The organism is Acutalibacter muris (assembly GCF_002201475.1).
In the GTDB taxonomy this organism is placed as follows: Bacteria; Bacillota; Clostridia; order Oscillospirales; family Acutalibacteraceae; genus Acutalibacter; species Acutalibacter muris.
In genome coordinates, this window is the sequence record NZ_CP021422.1 from 1062657 (window position 1) to 1078310 (window position 15654).

At 54.3% G+C, this 15654-nt stretch carries 18 protein-coding genes and 2 tRNA genes; 17 read left to right on the forward strand and 3 right to left on the reverse strand.

The features are described from left to right. Positions 1-151: 151 nt before the first annotated feature. The 4 genes from ADH66_RS05335 (at position 152) to ADH66_RS05350 (ending at position 1373) form a co-directional block, all read left to right on the forward strand. Positions 152-442 carry an autorepressor SdpR family transcription factor gene (locus ADH66_RS05335; protein ID WP_066534732.1) on the forward strand — a complete coding sequence of 97 codons (291 nt, stop codon included), beginning with the start codon at positions 152-154 and terminating at the stop codon, positions 440-442. After that, entirely contained in the window at positions 426-1067 is a 642-nt protein-coding gene (locus tag ADH66_RS05340) for an SdpI family protein (RefSeq protein WP_066534729.1), read from the forward strand. The genes ADH66_RS05335 and ADH66_RS05340 overlap by 17 nt, the downstream gene beginning before the upstream one ends. A 76-nt stretch (positions 1068-1143) precedes the next feature. Further along, positions 1144-1232: transfer RNA gene (locus ADH66_RS05345), tRNA-Ser, on the forward strand. A gap of 51 nt (positions 1233-1283) precedes the next feature. Beyond that, positions 1284-1373 (forward strand) — tRNA-Ser (locus ADH66_RS05350). A gap of 188 nt (positions 1374-1561) precedes the next feature. On the opposite strand, the gene ADH66_RS05355 is transcribed toward ADH66_RS05350, so the two are convergent. The 3 genes from ADH66_RS05355 to ADH66_RS05365 form a co-directional block, all read right to left on the reverse strand. Next, positions 1562-2524, reverse strand: coding sequence for an ATP-binding protein (locus tag ADH66_RS05355; protein WP_066534727.1), 963 nt, complete (start codon positions 2522-2524; stop codon positions 1562-1564). Positions 2525-2563: 39 nt separating this feature from the next. Beyond that, positions 2564-3559: a DnaD domain-containing protein gene (locus ADH66_RS05360; protein ID WP_066534724.1), complete on the reverse strand. Its 996-nt coding sequence runs from the start codon at positions 3557-3559 to the stop codon at positions 2564-2566. Between the two features lie 121 nt (positions 3560-3680). Beyond that, positions 3681-3998 (reverse strand): helix-turn-helix domain-containing protein, encoded by a 318-nt coding sequence (locus ADH66_RS05365; RefSeq protein ID WP_084384222.1) that lies wholly within the window; start codon positions 3996-3998, stop codon positions 3681-3683. Between the two features lie 107 nt (positions 3999-4105). Here ADH66_RS05365 and ADH66_RS05370 point away from each other — a divergent pair, with 107 nt between their 5' ends. From ADH66_RS05370 to ADH66_RS05425, 13 genes are all read left to right on the forward strand, one after another. After that, positions 4106-4204, forward strand: a complete 99-nt coding sequence (locus ADH66_RS05370) for a small, acid-soluble spore protein, alpha/beta type (protein ID WP_084384221.1) — start codon at positions 4106-4108, stop codon at positions 4202-4204. A 162-nt stretch (positions 4205-4366) separates the two neighbouring features. Continuing rightward, positions 4367-5566: an ATP-binding protein gene (locus tag ADH66_RS05375; protein ID WP_066534722.1), complete on the forward strand. Its 1200-nt coding sequence runs from the start codon at positions 4367-4369 to the stop codon at positions 5564-5566. A 2-nt stretch (positions 5567-5568) separates the two neighbouring features. Next, positions 5569-6744, forward strand: coding sequence for a hypothetical protein (locus tag ADH66_RS05380; protein ID WP_066534719.1), 1176 nt, complete (start codon positions 5569-5571; stop codon positions 6742-6744). Then, the gene (locus ADH66_RS05385) at positions 6659-7270 is read left to right on the forward strand and encodes a hypothetical protein (RefSeq protein ID WP_236757193.1); all 612 of its coding nucleotides are present in this window, start codon (positions 6659-6661) and stop codon (positions 7268-7270) included. Before ADH66_RS05380 ends, ADH66_RS05385 begins: the two co-directional genes overlap by 86 nt. Positions 7271-7338: 68 nt before the next feature. After that, positions 7339-7608, forward strand: coding sequence for a type II toxin-antitoxin system Phd/YefM family antitoxin (locus ADH66_RS05390; protein ID WP_066534433.1), 270 nt, complete (start codon positions 7339-7341; stop codon positions 7606-7608). Beyond that, positions 7589-7903 (forward strand): type II toxin-antitoxin system RelE/ParE family toxin, encoded by a 315-nt coding sequence (locus ADH66_RS05395; RefSeq protein ID WP_066534716.1) that lies wholly within the window; start codon positions 7589-7591, stop codon positions 7901-7903. The genes ADH66_RS05390 and ADH66_RS05395 overlap by 20 nt, the downstream gene beginning before the upstream one ends. A gap of 202 nt (positions 7904-8105) precedes the next feature. Then, positions 8106-8498, forward strand: a complete 393-nt coding sequence (locus ADH66_RS20580; protein WP_207653062.1) for a 3D domain-containing protein — start codon at positions 8106-8108, stop codon at positions 8496-8498. Positions 8499-8500: 2 nt separating this feature from the next. Further along, a complete protein-coding gene (locus tag ADH66_RS20875) occupies positions 8501-8941 on the forward strand; it encodes a hypothetical protein (RefSeq protein WP_236757194.1) in 441 nt (146 codons plus the stop codon). After that, positions 8898-11324 (forward strand): VirB4 family type IV secretion system protein, encoded by a 2427-nt coding sequence (locus tag ADH66_RS05405; RefSeq protein ID WP_236757195.1) that lies wholly within the window; start codon positions 8898-8900, stop codon positions 11322-11324. The genes ADH66_RS20875 and ADH66_RS05405 overlap by 44 nt, the downstream gene beginning before the upstream one ends. A gap of 189 nt (positions 11325-11513) precedes the next feature. Further along, positions 11514-12047: a DUF5697 family protein gene (locus tag ADH66_RS05410; protein ID WP_066534712.1), complete on the forward strand. Its 534-nt coding sequence runs from the start codon at positions 11514-11516 to the stop codon at positions 12045-12047. Continuing rightward, positions 12031-12726, forward strand: coding sequence for a DUF6100 family protein (locus tag ADH66_RS05415; protein WP_066534709.1), 696 nt, complete (start codon positions 12031-12033; stop codon positions 12724-12726). Before ADH66_RS05410 ends, ADH66_RS05415 begins: the two co-directional genes overlap by 17 nt. 154 nt (positions 12727-12880) lie before the next feature. Then, positions 12881-15163 carry a VaFE repeat-containing surface-anchored protein gene (locus ADH66_RS05420; protein ID WP_088364378.1) on the forward strand — a complete coding sequence of 761 codons (2283 nt, stop codon included), beginning with the start codon at positions 12881-12883 and terminating at the stop codon, positions 15161-15163. Then, entirely contained in the window at positions 15138-15551 is a 414-nt protein-coding gene (locus ADH66_RS05425) for a hypothetical protein (protein WP_066534704.1), read from the forward strand. The genes ADH66_RS05420 and ADH66_RS05425 overlap by 26 nt, the downstream gene beginning before the upstream one ends. Positions 15552-15654: the final 103 nt, after the last annotated feature.

The window sequence follows — 15654 nt, forward strand, 5'->3', positions numbered from 1 at the left end:
TATAAAGCCTTTATGCGCACAGGTCGCGCATTTAGGGCAAGACCCCGGCCCCTTGACCGCATAAAATTTCCCCACAAAAGGTGTTGACTTCTCACTGCGGGTGTGTTATACTATATTTAACAAATAGCTTAAATGTTAAAGGAGGTACAGCATGAGCAACATGCAGGCCACCCTGCGGGCCCTGGCGGACCCTATCCGCCGGGAAATACTCGCTATGCTGAAAAAAGGACGGCTCTCCGCCGGGGAGATAGGCGAGGCCTTCCCCGTGACCGGTGCGGCGGTGTCAAGGCACCTGGCAGTGCTCCGGGAGGCGGGGCTTGTCCGGGACCAGCGGGAGGGCAAGTTCATCTACTACGAGCTGAACACCTCGGTGCTGGAGGAGGTAATGCTTTGGCTCGTGGAGCTGAGAGGGGAGGATACGGAGTATGTGGAGGCAAAATAGGGTGAAAATTACCGTCACTTCCCTGGTGACGCTGGTGCCCTGCCTTATAGGGCTTATTCTCTGGAACAGGCTGCCGGAGCTGATACCCACCCACTTCAACTTCCAGGGCGTGGCCGACGACTGGAGCAGCAAGCCCTTCGCGGTGTTTGCCCTGCCGGGGTTCTTCTTCGTCTGCCAGCTTATCTGTGTGTTCGTCATACTCCACGACCCCAAAAACGAGAGTGTGGGCGGTAAAATCGTCAGCATACTGCTGTGGTTCCTGCCGGTGACTTCCCTTGTCGCCAGTATCTGCATATATATGTACGCACTCAACATGCAGATAAACATTAGCTTTATCTATATAACTCTTATCGGCATTATACAGATAGTCCTTGGCAACCTCATGCCAAAGCTCCGGCACAACTACACCGTGGGCATAAAGACCTCCTGGACCCTTGCGGACCCGGAGAACTGGTATCACACCCACCATGTGGCGGGGTGGAGCTGTGTGATAAGCGGCATGCTGATACTGGCCACGTCCTTGCTTATGAGCCTGTGGCTTATGCTTATACTGGTGACGGCGGGAATAGCCGTGCCCATAGTCTACTCCTTTATCTACTATAGGCGGCACAAAAGCCAGGGGTAAGTCCGGGGAAAAGGAAAAAATTTGCGCAAAAGCATTGACAGGAGCGCTGAAATATGGTATTATATTCGAGCGAGTTGGAGAGGTGTCCGAGTGGTTTAAGGAGCTAGTCTTGAAAACTAGTGATCCCGCAAGGGACCAAGAGTTCGAATCTCTTCCTCTCCGCCACCTGACAGCTTTGCAAGGCGCAAGCCAGCTTGCTTATATAATACCACCCCTGGAGAAGTACCCAAGTGGTGAAGGGGCTCCCCTGCTAAGGGAGTAGGTCGGGAAACCGGTGCATGGGTTCAAATCCCATCTTCTCCGCCAAGGATACGCCGCAGTCCTTTTGGACTGCGGCGTATCTTTTGTGCACAGCGCTGGACTTTAACGCGCACTCACGTTTGTGGGTGCGCGATGTTTTTTGCCCGCGAGTGGGCGGCATCTATTGACAGTATAAAGCCCGCCGCAGGTCAAGTTCAAGTGACTGCGGCGAGGCTTTTTATGCGCACGGATATTCAGCGATTAAGTTTCTGCACCCGCACGTCCCTGCCCTTAAAGCGCATCAAAGCATAGCCGCCAACTATGCGGGAGGCGAACCGTTCGCCATAGCGCTTTTCAAGGCCGGAAGGGTCCAGGTTCGTGCTTATGATGGTGGGGCGCTCTGCCATAAGCCGTTCATTTACCACGTCGTATATGGCCGCATCGGAGTATGGGGAGGAGAACTCAACGCCCAGGTCATCCAGTATCAGCAGGTCACATTCTTTAAGGCTGTTGGCGGTGCCCACGCTGTCCTCCCGCGAGAAGCGCTCCTTTTCAATGGCCAACGCGAACTTTTGGGCCGAGCCGTACACCACCCCGAAGCCCTTCTCTATGGCGGCGTTGGCAATGGCGAGGGACAGGTGGGTCTTGCCAAGGCCGGTGCCCCCCCAGAACAGCAGGTTGGACGAGCGGGGGCGCAGATTTTCGGCGTACTTGCGGCAGGTGTCAAGGATTTCCTTCATCCGCTTTTTTGCCGCCGGATCGCCCTCATAGTAGTCGAGGAGAAAGCTTTGGAAGGTGCACTGCTCAAGTGGCAGCCCGGCACTCAGCTGCCTGTAGGCTATACTGCGCCGCAGTGCCCGGTGACAGCCGCACATGCGGCCGTCAACAAAGCCTGTGTCCCTGCACTCAGAGCAGGAGTACCGGGGCTCTATGTCATGGCGGGTAAGGCCGTGGGCCTTCAGGAGCTCCTCATACTCCTCGCGCAGGGCTAGGCCCAGCTTTTTGCGCTGCTCCAGCTCCTCATGCACATTGCCGCCGGAGAGCACCGCCCGGGCGGCCCCAGCGGAATTTTTCGCAAGCTCGCGGCTTATCTCTTTGGCTCGGGGGCAGTTGGACAGGAAACCCTCAAGGTTTTGGCGGGCAGTCTTCTCGGCCTGGCTCCTGCGGCGCTCCAGCTCAGTTCTGGCGGCCTGGGCTATTGTCTTGTCATAGCTCATACTAATCTCCTAACTATCATATGGGGATACAAAATATATTTACAGCTTGTCTGGCAGACGGAAGTCCGCAAGCTCCATAAGCTCTGCTATGTCATAGCTCTTTTCTGCGGTGCCCTCGGCCTTCTGCTTAGCCGGGGCTGCCTGTTTGTGCTTTTCAAGGTCGGCCCTGTTGAAGATGCCCAGCGTCTGCCAGCCGCCCAGCACCTTATCCATATAACTGGCGCTGAACTTCCCTGTGTGGTCCGCGCAGGCCTCATAGGCTGCCTCCAGCATCTCCTGGGAGAAGCCCCACTCATAGACCCAGCGGCAGGCCTTCTCCTCCTCGGACTTGGTGGGGGAGCGCTTTGTAAGCCCCGCCGCCGCCGACACCTTCCCCCAAGCCAGCCGGGCGTTTGTAAGCTGCCGAAGCTTTTCCTCGGCGGCCTCCAGAGAGAATATTCCGCTCTCGGCCCAGTCCCTGGCCACGGAATCTATGTAGCTGGTGCCGGTGCGGCCCACCTCCTGGGCGTAGTGCAGGAGCATTATGGTGACCTCCACCGGCAGGCCGTAGTCGTCGGTAATGGTCAGCAGCAGGGCGCTCATAGCCGGGGAGAGGGTCTTGCCCAGGGTGGCCTCGGCCTCCTGCATAAGATACCTGATATTTTCCGACTCGGCGAGCCTTGCGGTAAGGTGCTCCCCGTCGGGTCGGAGGAGCCGCTTTTTGGGGGGGAGGCTGGGCTTTTCTTCGGGGGGCTCCTCCTGGAGGGCCGAGGGCTGGGAGACCTCCCCGTCCTGGGGCACAGGCAGAAGAGTACCTCCCGACTGGCTCATGAGCCCCCGGTCACACCAGTATTCCAGGCCGTCCAGGGCTTCCTCGGCGGTCATGCCCAGATCCCCGGCCAGCCCCTCCGGCGTGAAGCCCTCCCCCGCGTGGCGCAGGGCATAGAGCAGGACCTGAAGCTGCTCCTTCCCGGCCAGCTTCAGGTGCCTGTCCACCAGGGCGCAGGGCACGGCGAACACCTGGTTCCACATACCGATATCCAGACGGTAGTCCATAAGCTTCCCCCTAAAAGTCACAATATATTTTTATTATAGCATATTCTCGGGCACATTTAAAGGGAGAACACAAAAATGTTTTAAAGCTGCCCGAAGTCAAGCCGGACAGCTCTAAAATCTCTTACTCCAAATTTATCTTTTCTCTAGCCTTCTCCTCAAAATATGGGTCAAGGCCGGCCTGCGGGAGAAGGGACAGCAGCCGCTCCTTTAGGGCCGCGAGCTTTTCTCCGTCATACACCTTCAAAAGGCACATTAGCAGCTCCATCTCCAGGGCCGTGCGCCCCAGGGAGGTCGCCCCAAAAAGCTCATCTATGCTTATGCCGAAAAACGCGGCGATTTTCGGCAGCAGGGCGATATCAGGTGTTCCGCCACCGGACTCCCACCGGGACACGGTCTGGGGCGCCAGGAACAGGTACTCGGCAAACTGGCATTGTAAAATTTACAACTGACGCGCGGCTTGCAAAAATTGACAATCATAAACTTCGGCCCGGGTGTCACAATACCTAATGCAAACGCGAAAAAACACTTTTTAAGGAGACGAGAATCATGAAAAGCAATTCTGTAATGGTCCCCGAGGCCAAGGAAGCCATGGAGCAGTTTAAGATGCAGGCCGCGTCCGAGGTTGATGTACCCGGAGCATCTTAAAAAATTATGGACCGCCCACGAAGTAATAAGCTACATAGCCGCTGTCCGGTTGGATGGCGGCTTCGCTTTAGATAAAATATAAAAGTTTTTACAGATTTCAGATAAAAACTCTTGAATAATCATAAGTTTTTGGGTATACTATAGCAAAAGGAGGGCGAGCAGATGATCTACAGACCACACTATATGGACGCACTGAGAGTGTACCGGGACGCGCCGCTGGTGAAGATATTGGCGGGCATACGGCGGTGCGGCAAGTCCACGCTTTTGGATATGCTGGGGGAGGAGCTGCAAAAGGACGGCGTCCCCGGCGACCATATCATCAACATGCGCTATACCTCCGAGGACCTGGACGAGGGCATGACGGATAAAGACATGTACCGCGGTATCAGGGAGCGCATGACTGACAATGCCCGATATTACCTTCTGCTGGACGAGGTGCAGGAGATAGACGGCTGGGAAAAGGCGGTGAACAGCCTTTTGGAGAGCGCCAATACGGATATCTATGTGACCGGCTCCAACTCAAAGCTGATGGCGGGGGAGATATCTACTTATCTCAGCGGGCGGTATGTCTCCATACCGGTTTACACACTATCCTTCGCGGAGTATCTGGATTTCCGGAGAGGCAGCGGCCTGGAGCAGAGGGAGCTTCTCAATGAGTATATCCGGCTGGGCGGGTTTCCCATCGTGGCACTGGGACGCTTTGACCAGCGGGCCTCCTATCAGATAGTTGAGGGCATTTATCATTCTGTCGTCACCAACGACATCACAAAACGGCACAATATCACGAACTACGACCTGTTCAACCGGGTAGTGAAATTCGTGGCGGAAAACGTGGGCAAGACCTTCTCGGCTAACGCCATCGTGAAGTTCCTGAAAGGCGAGGGGCGCTCGCTTTCCGTGGAGGCGGTCTACAACTATCTTGAGTGGCTGGAAAAAGCGTTCGTGATATACCGCTGCCAAAGATATGACCTGCAGGGCAAGTCGGTGCTGAAGACTCAGGAAAAATTCTACCTGGCAGACCCGTCTCTCAAGTATTGCAGGATGGGATTCAGCCTGAAATCCATCGCGGCCATGCTGGAAAATATCGTCTATTTTGAGTTGCGCCGCCGGGGCTATGAGGTATACATTGGTAAGCGTGAGACCAAGGAGATAGACTTTGTGGCCGTGCGCCGGGACGAGCGGGTATATGTCCAGGTCTGCCGTAGCCTGCCGGAGGATTCGGACAGGGAGGTTGGCAATCTGCTTGAGCTCAGAGACCATTATCCCAAGTATGTGGTCACGCTGGATGGGCTGGCGGCCGGGAATGTTGAGGGGGTCAAGATAGTCCATATGTCTGACTTTTTGCTGAGCAAGGGAATTTGAATATGGGAGAGGGGAGAGAGTGCGTGAGATGCCTGGAAAAGTATAGCTGGGTCAAACTGCCCAGAAACGCCCTGCCCAGCGGCAAGGGCCTCATGGGCGCCTGGATGCGCCTCGCCAGCCGCGCGGCGTTCCGCAAGGGTGTGGCCTCCTATTGCGGCTACGAGAACGCCGTGGAGCCCGGTATGTGGGCAGGTGGTGTGGTGGGCCTCAAGAGTATTCTGGGCGTCAGGAGCCGCGCCAAGGCCCTGGAGACACTGGATAAGTTAGCCCAGCTCGGCTACCTGACCTACGAACTGGACAAAGAAACCAAGAAGCTGACCTATCAAATCACCGACTGGGTGGTGAAGTGCTCCGGTAAGGAGTGCTCAGATGGAGCGGTATACACCACCGATGGCTACGGCTTTCTCTGCCTCCGACGGAACATCACAGAACGACTTGTACAGCAGCACCACAAATTTGAAGAAACGGACGCCTGGTTAGATTTATGGTGTCACACAGTATGGGAGGACTCGGGCAACGGGTTCTCCTTTTTAGCGCCCATGATTCAGTACGGCAAATATGGCGCTAATCTCACATTGGAAACCCTGGGACAGCGCTGGGGCTGGGAGAAGACCAAGGTATGGAGATTTCTAAAGAAGCATGGGGATGCCTTTCCTCTGTACCGTCTGCCCGGCTCGTATGGTTGTCTCATTTTTAATAAACTGTACCCCGCGGGTACAGAGGTTTCACTACCGGCTCAGGAAGAAGTCGTGCGCATTTTCGAGGAAATACGTTTTCTCGGCGCAAATACGCACAAAGGGAACGTGGGGCAGTCGCGTTTTGGTAAGCTGGTGGCCTGGTTCAGCAGGAAACTTCATTTCCCTGCCAGGAGCACTCGCTCAAAGAATCGCGTTGCAGTTTCAGCCCCTATAATACGCGCGTATATTTCTTCACCTAAGAGTTGGAAGAACTGTACTTATGACTGCAAGGAATGTTCTTGTACAAAGAATCCTACAGTTATAGAGAACCACGGGAGTCATGGACATACTGCGCCCATTGATCTCTCAAAATCGCCAAAGGAGTATTTTGACTATGCAGAACCCAAACGAAAAGATGACATACGAGCAGCAAGAAGCCCAAATCGCGGAGAAATCCCAGGCATTTATCAACCTTTTGACCCAGCGTGGGATTTTGGCTAATCCCAAGGTCACTAACGAGAAGATTCGCGCTGCCCGGCAGAAGAAAGACCGGGACAGCTACCACAACACCCTTCTGCTCCTGCAGAACTACCGCACGCTGGTCTGGGTGATGGAGTGTTTCCCTGAGACCGTCGCCGAGGAACTGGACAGGCCATTCTCCGATGTGGACGAGTTGCTGGAGCAGATGGACTTACAACTTGCTATGGGCAATAGAAAACTGGAGAACCAGCTGGAAGGGGCCAAGAAGTCCCGGCTGCTGTTGGACAGGGTCAACGACGCTCTGACCGTCCTGAAGCACAAGCCCAACAACGGCAAAAAGCTGTACCGGCTTATCTATCTGACCTACATAGCGCCAGAGCAGCTTAGCCACACGGAACTGCTCTACCGGCTGGATATGTCCTCTCGGCACTACTACCGGCTTCGTCAACAGGCAATCACAATTCTTTCCATTCGATTGTGGTCTGTACCTTCAGCGGAGGTTGACTTGTGGCTGGATATGCTGGAGTTTCTGGAAGGGCTGGAATGAGTCTTGCAAATCATTGACAGCGTGGCGCAATTATGATAAAATAAAGCCAAAAGCAAGGAGGCGGTCTTATGATAAATATTCGTCCTGTGTCCGATCTGCGGAACAAATTCACCGAGATAGAGCAGACTGTGAAAAAAGGTGAGCCGGTGTATCTGACGAAAAACGGCTACGGTTCCATGGTAGTGCTTAGTTTGGAGCAGTATGCCGCCTTGACAGACGATGTGGAACTGAAGCTGGACGAGGCCGACAGGGCTGCCGCAACAGACAGCCGTAGGCTTTCCGAGAAGGAACTTTTTGAGCGGGTGAGGGAGCGTATCCATGGACGGGAAACAGTATAGTTTAGAGTTTCTCCCGCTCTTTGAGGAGGATCTGAACGAGATCGTTGACTATATTTCCATTCGGCTGAATAACCCCACAGCCGCATACCGTCTGGTAGATGATGTACAGGCCGCAATCCGGGAGCGCTTGACTTGCCCGGAAGCATTTGAGCCGTTTCCGTCCGCACGGAGCCGCCAGAATCCGTATTATCGGATTTATGTGAGAAACTTTACGATTTTCTATGTGGTGATTGGAAATGTGATGCAGGTGCGGAGAATCTTGTACAGCAGGCGTGATTTTTCGGAACTGATTTGAGCTAAATCCGGCCAAAATCGGAAATGGCACAAAAATGGCGCAAAATTGGCCCACTTATGCCGTAGACACGCGAATGAAAATGTGGTATAGTTGTATCGTACCAAATTGGGGGTAGCCCTAAAGAGCAAAATGGAGCAGCCGTTCTGAGCGAAAGTTCAGAGCGGCTTTTTGCTGCCCCAAAATATTTTCAAGGAGGAAATAAATGACAAAACCAAAGAAAAAAGGCCAGCGGCTTGCAACCGCCTACTGGTCGCTGGTAGGAGCCGGGTCTGCCATGCTGTTATCTATGCAGCCGTTGTTTGCAGACACCATCTGGACCCGCTTCTCCACCATCATGAAGGACGTGTACGGCCAGCTCGTTACCATCAGCACCATCGTGGCGGTCACAGCAGCGGCCATGGTCGCCATGTCCAGCCACTACCCCTTTGGCACGCAGATCAAGATAAACGGCGTGATGTACACTGTGGAAGACCGGGGCGGGTCTGGGATCGAGAACGATATTCACAGAGTGGATATTTATGTCCCCGACCACAATGAAGCCCTGCGGCTGGGCCGGTTCAAGACCACGGCGCAAATTTACAGATTAGGACGATGAAAATGGACGAAAAACCTTACAATAACGTGTTCGCCATCCCGGCGAACTACACCGATTCCGGCAAGATACTGGGCGGTATGCTGGAGCTGAGAAATGCCATCGAAGCTGGGTTTCTGCTCATTTTGGCAGGTTACCCGGAACTTATGTGGCTCCCGGTGACCGGCACCATAAAAATCGTTATCATGACCGTGACCCTGCTCCCGCTGGGAGTGCTTGCGGTCATGGGCATTGACGGCGATTCCCTGTTTCAATACCTGGGGCACGTCATAAAGTTCTCTGGGAGCAGAAGAAAAATTCACATGAAAAGAGTTGGCCACCGTGACCCAAAGAAAACGAGAAAAGCAAAGAAAGCTCACCGCGCAGGGGTTCCTGCCGGTAAGGAAAATCGAGCACGGCGTAGTGGAGACCACAGACGGGCGCTACCTGAAGATACTGGAGATTGAGCCTATCAACTTTATGCTCCGCTCGGACGAGGAGCAATTCAATATCATTTCCACCTTCGCAAGCTGGCTGAAGATATCTCCCATGCGGCTGCAATTTAAGAGTATAACCCGGAAAGCTGATTCAGATAAGCACGTCGCTATGGTTCGGAAAGAACTGGAGCATGAGGAAAACGACCAATGCAAGTCCCTTGGGGAAGGTTATATCCGGCTCATCAAGGACGTGGGCAGCCGGGAGGCCCTGACCCGGCGGTTCTTCCTGATTTTCCAATATGAGGAGCTTCATCGGGGCGATTCGGAGGACGTGGGGCAGGTGTATAGCGCCTTGCAGACCGCCGAGCAGAACGCCCGGGCATACTTCTTGCAGTGCGGCAACTCCATTGTCCAGCCCGCTGACCCGGACGAGGCTGCGGCGGAAATCTTGTATATGTTCTTCAACCGGCAGAGCTGTGTGGACGAGCCTTTCAGTGCCCGGGTCAATCGCGTGGTGCTGGACACCATGGCGGCGCGGGGCAAGGTGATTGGTATTGACCCGGTACCCAAAATCAATGTGGCACACTTCCTGGCTCCGCGGGGCATTGACCTGACCCACTTCAACTATATCGTCATGGACGGTCTGTACTACGCCTTTCTATATATAAGGGGCAACGGCTACCCCGGTATGGTGCGAGCGGGGTGGATGTCGTCGCTGATCAATGCTGGTGAGGGCATCGACGTGGACGTGCATCTTCGCCGGGAAAATCGGAGCCGTACCATCGACAAGGTAGCCCAGCGCATACGCCTGAACCGCACCAAACTACGGAGTATGCAGGACACCAGCACCGACTATGAGGAACTGACAAACTCCATCCGGGCAGGGTACTTCATCAAGCAAGGAATTGCCAACAACAACGAGGACTTGTTTTATATGTCCGCATTTATCACGGTTTCAGCCCGGACATATGAGGAGCTTGTTTGGCGCAAGCAGCAGATGGTGGATATGCTTAAGTCAATGGATATGCAGGTCAGCGACTGTAGATTTCAGCAGGAGGCAGCGCTTAACTCTGTCATGCCGTTCCTCAAGCTGGACAGCTCTCTGGAGCGCAAGTCCCAGAGGAACGTCCTGACCAGTGGAGCCGCCTCTACTTATATGTTCACCAGCTTTGAAATGTCCGACGACACCGGCGTGTTGCTGGGGGTAAACCGGCACAACAACTCGCTGTGCATCGTTGACCTGTTCGACACCCGTAAAAACAAAAATGCCAACCTGAACCTCCTGGGTACCAGCGGCGCGGGTAAGACCTTTACCTTGCAGCTACTGGCCCTCAGAATGAGGATGCGGGGTATCCAGTGCTACATTTTGGCTCCAATCAAGGGCCATGAGTTCCGGCGGGCGTGTAACAGGATTGGCGGGCAGTACATCAAGATCGCGCCGGGCTCTCCCCACTGTATCAACGTGATGGAGATTCGGCACACGGTCTCGCCTGAGATGGAGCTAATAGACGGCGACAGCGGTGAGGAAGACTCCATGCTGGCCCGGAAGATCCAGCAGCTCATGATTTTCTTCTCTCTGCTCATACCCGATATGAGCAACGAGGAGGAGCAGATGCTGGACGAGGCGCTTATCAAGACCTACGCAGACTTCGGTATTACCCACGATAACGATTCGCTGTACTTGGATTCCCGTGCCGCCCCGCCCCAGATGAAGAAAATGCCCATTCTGGGCGACCTGCATAAGAATCTGCTGGAGAATCCCCTGACCAAGAGGGTTGCCATCATTGTCAGCCGGTTTGTGACCGGCTCTGCTCAGAGCTTTAACCAGCAGACCAATGTGGACTTGAGCAACAAGTACATCGTTCTCGACCTCTCGGAGCTCAAGGGCAAGCTGCTGCCGGTGGGCATGATGATTGCCCTGGACTATGTCTGGGACAACGTGAAGGCTGACCGCACCAAGAAGAAAGCCATCATGATTGATGAGATATGGCAGTTAGTTGGCGCGTCCTCCAATAAACAAGCTGCCGACTTCTGCCTGACTATCTTCAAGACGATAAGAGGCTTCGGCGGCGCGGCTATCTCAGCTACTCAAGACCTCTCGGACTTCTTTGGGTTGGAGGATGGTAAGTATGGACGGGCTATCATCAACAACTCCAAGAACAAGATCATTCTGAATCTGGAGCCGGACGAGGCCCGGTATGTCCAGGAGGTGCTGAAGCTCACCAAGACCGAGACCCGCTCTATTACCCGGTTCGAGAGGGGTGAAGCGCTGGTCCATTCCAACAACAATAGGGTGCCGGTGGTCATCAAGGCGTCCCGGGAGGAACAGGAGATGATCACCACCGACCGGGCGGAATTGGAGGCAATATTGAGGGAAAAACAGCGAAATGCGCATTATTCCGGGAATGAGTAATACGCAAAACGCATTTTTGAGGAAATATGTATTGATACTGAAAATGCGTATAAAGCCTCGAAAATGGCCTTTTTTCATGCTAAAACAGGCTATTTGGGGGGTGAAATCGTAAGAAAAACTACAAAAAACGCATTTCAGGGCAAATGAGTATTCGCCTGAAAATGCGCATATTACAAGGAGGTGATGCCCATGCTGCTTGCCGACGAGCAGTATGTGGTACAATGGCTGAGCCAATATGGAGCCCTGCCCCGGTCGCAAGTGACCCGGATGTTAAAGAAACCACCGGGCACTGCTGAAAAGATACTGAAAAACCTACGCCGCCGGGGACAGATAGAAGATATCTCCGGCGGCTACTATGTTGGCCTCGACCCCATGTGCAAGCCAGATCAGCGGACGATCCTGGCGGTATGGGTGCTGCTGAGGTTCTTTGACCAGGTAGGGCCGCTGGATCACTACCCGGCGGTATATCCGTCACAATTATTCTTTCTGAAAGAGGATATTGGGTACGAAATTGTGGTGCTGTACGAGGGCGAGCATAGCCAATTACGGCTTTTGCAGCCCCAGGAGGACTTGAAATACATCATAGTCCTGCCCCACATCTCCATGGCAGAGGGCTTGCGGCTCCCCAGAGCGCCGTGCCTGTTCGCTACGGTGGAGTTCCAGGGGCGAGATGAACCAGAGGTCAAATTTTATCAGGAGGTAAATAATGAGCATATTTCTTGAAGTGCTTGGGCAGGCCGATTCCAAGCTGAAACAGATGTCCCAGCAGGTGGATAATATTCGCTGGATGGCCGAGAACGGCAGGTATGACGCGGCTTTGGAGCACGCCTTACGGCTGGAGTATAACTCTGAGCGGCTGACGCTTCTGACCCGGGCGCTGCCGGGGTACACAGGGAACCCGCTTGCGAAGGTGCATGTTGAGAAGGCCATAAGGGAGGCCGTTCCGGTGGAGGTTGGATACACGGAGCAGGGGTGGTTCTGTTTGCGTATGCCCCTGCTGCTACCCAAAAAGGCAAGCGGCTCCGCTGATTATATTCGCGGCTGCCTCTACCCCGCCATGCAGAGGTTCTTTCAAGACAAGCCGCCCATTCGCTATCCCGAGTGTGCGCTGATATTCCGACATGTCTATAATAAGGACAGGCCGGAGCGGGAGCGAAGGGACCACGACAACATTGAAGTCAACATCGTCAGCGACATTGTGGCCCTGTATACCCTGCCCGACGACGGCCCGGGGGTGTGCAATCACTTCTACTGCAGTGCCGCGGCAAAGGCTGAGCGCACCGAGGTGTATGTGGTTCCCCTGGAGGATTTTCCAACCTGGCTGGATGTCGAGGAAAATATGCCGGAAACAGGCCTGCCCTTGTCCGAATATTCGGGAAAAGAGGCCGAAAAACATATGTAAAAAATGGCGTCAGATGGGCCCTGGAATTTTACATAATTCAACAACAGGAACAAATCCGGCTGTTTTGCGGATTTTCAGGGCTAAAACACGCCCTTATTTCGACCGAGAGAGTGATTACAATGTCGGAGGTTCATTCAAAAAATGGGGTGATATTTTGATTCAATTCCGGCCCGGCAGTCATGTGCTGGAAATGGGTACATTGCTGTCTTTTCTGGGGGAGTTCCCCTTTCAATCCCTCCACCTGCTGGGGAGTGAGCGGGTCTATAAGGCCCTTATCGTCAAACTCACATCTCCCGAGCGTATCCGCAACTCCCAGACCGGCGAGGAGATGGTGTGCAGGCTGTTTACACTTACAGGCGGCGGGCGTGCCAAAACTGTCAGGCTGTACCGGGGGGCATTACATATCTTGGATTGGGTCCACCCGGATGCTTACCGGTACTATATGGGCTCTTTCTGGGACCATCATTTTCCCGGAGATGACCTACACCTGGACCGCCATCACCGGGTGGCAGAGGCGACGGCAGTCTGTATGCGGGCAGGGATGGAGATTCGTCCATATGTCTTGCCAAAGCTGCAAAACGAGGAACGGCTCCAGACCGTTCCCGACGGGCCCGCCCTGTACCTTTCCCGAGATGTGAAAAAGGTTTCCAGCGTTGAGCTGAACAAAACTTCATTCACCCGGATGGTGGGTGCGGCTTTCTGTCCCGGCTCATGTTACGGGGTATACAACACCCGTAAGGCGGCAATGAAGTGGAACGGCATGGGCGAGGTCAAGACCGTCTACTATCTGACGGAGCTTGCCCGCCTGAACGCCGGGGTGCAGACGGTGGACTCCGCGATCCTTTTAGGGGCCTCTGAGGAAATTGCTTTGCAGTCATTCTCAGAGAAAAGTGCCGGGCAGCGAAAAACCATGCGGTCGGACGCAGCATACCAGTATATTCATTTTGTGCCGCTGAACGAGATGGGGGTGCGGCAAATGCGCATTTTGACCGCTCCCAACTGGAAAGAACGTATTCTCGATGCACTGTTTCTTCCTGAGACCCGCTCTTATGGGATAGGCCGGTTTGAGTACGATGCGGACATAGAGGACGAGGGCCAGACCGTAGAGTTTACCGAGCCGAAGATCGGCACCACTGCTACCGCCAATGGGGAGCATAGCGCAGAGCCGGTTGGCGAGATTACCATTATCGACACGGTGAAATACTCTGGCCTGATTCCGGGCAAAGAATACACCGTGAAGGGTGTGCTTATGGACAAGGCTACCGGCAAACCGCTGATGGTGAATGACAAGGAAATCACTGCCGAGGCCACCTTCCGGGCAAGCAAGGCCGAGGGGACCATTGACATTCCCTTTACCTTTGACGCCTCTGATTTTGCGGGCAAGTCCGTGGTAGTCTTTGAAACGCTGTACCATGAGGGCAAGGAAGTGGCCGTTCATGCCTACATCACCGATGAGGGCCAGACCGTGGAGTTCACCACGCCTGACAAGCCCGAAATCAAGACCACCGCTACCGTGGACGGCAACAAATTGGTACCTCCTCTGGAGGAAATCACTCTGATAGACACCGTGGCTTACTCCAACCTCACCCCGGGCAAGACCTACATTGTCAAAGGCGTGCTCATGGACAAATCAACTGGAGAAAAGCTGCTGATAGACAGCAAGGAAGTCACCGCCGAAACCGAATTCACACCCGATAAGGCCGACGGAACAGTTGACCTCTCCTTCACCCTCAACGCCAGCGGCTTGGCTGGGAAGTCAGTCGTGGCCTTCGAGACTCTTTACCATGATGGCATCGAGGTTGCCGTTCACGCCGACATCGACGATGACGACCAGACTGTAGTCATCCGCCAGCCCAAGCTGAAGACCACCGCCACCATCGACGGCAAGAAAGAGGCTACAGTTGCTAAGGAGATCGCGCTGGAAGACAAAGTCAAATACTGGGGCCCCCAACCCCGAGAACACCTATGTGAATGGGAAAACCGGTATATACTTTGCCAGCCCCCACGATTCTTTCCGCATCAACGGCATGGGGCTGGTCTATCTGGAGCACGGGCTGACCTTTGCCAGGCAGACGCTCTGAGCATCCATGATAATTTCATTGCGGAGTGCGGAAGCTGTATCGAATTGCGGGGCTGGGGGCAGGCGTCAAAGGTCACAGACAATCTGATTGGCGCGGGGTACAAGGGGTACTCTATCTACGCCGAGAATTTCGGCGGGCTGCTGATATCCTCCAACAATGTGTTCCCCAGGGGCTCCAGCAGCATCTGCCTTGACGGCGTGACCCGCTCCCTGGTGACCGGGAACCGCCTGCACTCCTTCTACCCCGGCGTGATAGAAATGCGGGGCGTCTGCTCGGAAAACCTGATCTCATCCAACCATATCCTCCGCGACCACGAGCCCTGGCCCCCCCATGCAGATGCACGACAACGGGCTTGACGATCGGTTCGGCCTGGTGTGCATAAACGGTTACAACAATACCGTGACAGGCAACCATATTTCAGAAGTCATTGAAACAAAGCACCTCAAGCCGGAAGGAGTGAGGCCGGTGATTATCCGCGTTGCCTCCGGCAGGGGCAATTTTATCTCCAATAATCACGTTGTCGCCACTGCCCCTGAGGATACCGGCGCGGCGGGGGATTCCTGCTTTTCCATGCAGGTGGGGGCACTGCTGGGCGCGAAAGAATCAGAGTCCCTGGAGGTCACCACGGTGCTGGCGGAACCCGGTGCGGTGGAAAATACAGTCATGGACTCCGGGACAGAGAGCCAGGTGATACTGGACAAAACCGTCAACAGGTTCAGGGCTGACCCGGGGTTTGCGGAATGAACTGGAGAAAAACAACAGGACCGTCTCCCTCTTGTTTTTCAGATTTATTTGTGATACTATAGTTAAAACGATTCAAGTCAAATTTTTTTTGCAAGGGAGTGTC